3 protein-coding genes are annotated in these 2321 nt (G+C 36.3%); 1 reads left to right on the top strand and 2 read right to left on the bottom strand.

What is annotated here, in order from left to right; genetic code table 11:
* On the top strand, window positions 1-215 hold a 215-nt coding region (locus tag AC06OU_RS03275), incomplete at its 5' end, for a hypothetical protein (protein WP_475853954.1).
* 210 nt (window positions 216-425) lie between these two features.
* Here the strand turns inward: AC06OU_RS03275 and AC06OU_RS03280 are convergent.
* Together AC06OU_RS03280 and AC06OU_RS03285 are read right to left on the bottom strand one after the other, a co-directional pair.
* A complete protein-coding gene (locus AC06OU_RS03280; protein ID WP_475853956.1) occupies window positions 426-1763 on the bottom strand; it encodes a GNAT family N-acetyltransferase in 1338 nt (445 codons plus the stop codon).
* Window positions 1764-1984: 221 nt separating this feature from the next.
* Window positions 1985-2321: MgtC/SapB family protein (locus tag AC06OU_RS03285; protein ID WP_475853958.1), on the bottom strand; the 337-nt coding region annotated here is incomplete at its 5' end.

Raw genomic sequence — 2321 nt, forward strand, 5'->3', positions numbered from 1 at the left:
TTGGTACGGCAGATAATGAATTTACATATAAGGTAGCTGATACTGACAAAAACACAAAGCTTGATAACTACAAGATTACGACTTCATTCGGTAAGCTGGAAGTTGAAGCGTTCGATGCAGTTACTGTAAAGATAACCGGTCATAAGAATGAAGATGCTGAGATTGTACAGTTGAATAGGCTAAGTAAAGCAAAGAAGCGACTAATCAATAATTAGTCGCTCCAGACTTTAGATAAACACCAGGCATTGGGATGTTTTATCTAAAGTCTTTTTTCTATTAAAGTAACGATATGAGCTCTCCTGGATCTTCAGATCGCACTATTCTCGTAGAAAGTCGCCACTCTGCCCTCCAATCAAAAGTCGACTCCTTCTATTTGTGGGTCAAGCCTAGTAATTAGACGTTGCACGCAGAGGAAAAATCTTCTCTTAGCTAGGAACCAAAAACTTATCTCTAATTTGAAATCCAAAAAGCATTAATTTTTTGATTTGATTTTTGTTGTCTTTATTAACACGTACTAATATATTCCGTACTCTGTAGTTTGTTTGTGTAAAGCATAGTATCTTTTCTAGCTCCTCAGACTCCCACCCTTCTATAAAAAGCGTTCCTTCAGATAGCTTTTCTTTATGATTTAGTTCATCAATATAAAGCGATGTTGAATTGATCCAAAAAGTGTTTTGGGGATTTCCAGAATGATAGCCCTCGAAACCTCGAAGGTAATTGAGAAGGAATCTTTGGCGGTTACCTGACCATATCTCTGTGTTAGAAATACTTTTAAAGTTACAATTGGGGGCTTTGATGTGGATATCGTTGAGCTCAGCAATAAGAATAGAATGCTTTTTCTTAAATGCCTTCTTCTTAGTAGGATTCAATTGTTTTCTTTCATATTTTGCTATATGACGCTTTTCCAGGATAAGGCCAAGCTTACCCCTAAAATTTTTAGTGGAAAATAGGATAGACACAGTGCCTGGAGCATGTATGGGCATAACCTCGCCAAGCAGCTTCTCAGCATGAAAAAAATCCTTTAGTTTTCCGTTTCCGTACTCCATGTATTTATCCAGCCACTGAAAACCATAAGAAAATGCTATTAATTCATTATTAAGATGTATTACCTTTGCGCTGACATGAGGCCGATCACCTTCAAATTTTTTCATGAAATCCAATCTATCGTTAGTGGAGTGATTAAATTTGTCCATGTTTCCCTCTAATAAAGACTGCAATTGTTCAAGCGTAACTACCTCTTCCTGTAGATCACCTAGTGCCCTTAGCTTTACTTCCATCATTGGAGCTATCACATGTAAAATTTCTACTGGATTGTTTTTCTTTTCTATACATTTGTAGCTTCTAGCATTCATGTAATTCCTTAATTTTAGATGTGTATGGTTGTCATAACTTAACGAATTAATCAAGAATACAGCCTGCTGCTTATCTAAAATAATTCCGTCCATCACAAACATAAGCACCCTATCTAAATCTCTCTTCTTTACTACGAAGTCTGTATAGGGACAGGATTGGATAGCTAACGTTTGCACAATCTTAACATTGTTCTTTTTACTCACTATAAAGGGAAAAAAAGCAATGACTTTCTGGTTTTCTCTAACACTATAAATCTCAATTTTCTTATCGTCTGAAAAATATCTCCACCAATTGTATATAAAATGAAATTCTAGAAATGGATTAGAATTATGATTTGCTGCTAAAATAGTGGACCATTCTTTTTCATACAAACTAAGATGTTTAAATGACTTGATAAGGAATAGCTCCAAATAATACTCCTTTCTTTTATCATATAGTCGTTATAGCAAAGAAGTCTTGTACTAAAAATTAGTTTATCCGCAAACGATTCTGTTCAAAGAATCCTCTCTAAAATAATATTATTAGGCAGGCTGTTTCATTCCTATTTGCTGCGAATTAAACAATATAGATTATACAAAGAAAAAGCCATCACTCCGGTAACTGAACTGGTAGCGTGGCTTTGTTCCACCTTTTATTCCCCATCACTATCAACCTCATGCTCCTCCTTCTCTTTCCCTCTTGGAGGTAGGAGTCTCATCTTCTCTAATACCTTTGGAAGGTTCATGGCGATAAACATGAGAAAAACTGTGAGTATTGCTAAATCATATGCGCCATAACCGATTGTTAATCCAACACATGCGGTAATCCAAAGATTTGCTGCTGTTGTTAGACCTCGTTTCACGTTATCCTTATCCACCCAAATAACTCCTGCTCCTAGAAAGCCGATGCCGCTAATAACTTGAGCTGCTAATCGCATGGGATCCATATAAGGTCCTTGGTTTAAGGTAGATAAGCTCATCGCCAGTGTA

It is taken from the genome of Psychrobacillus sp., assembly GCF_056205495.1.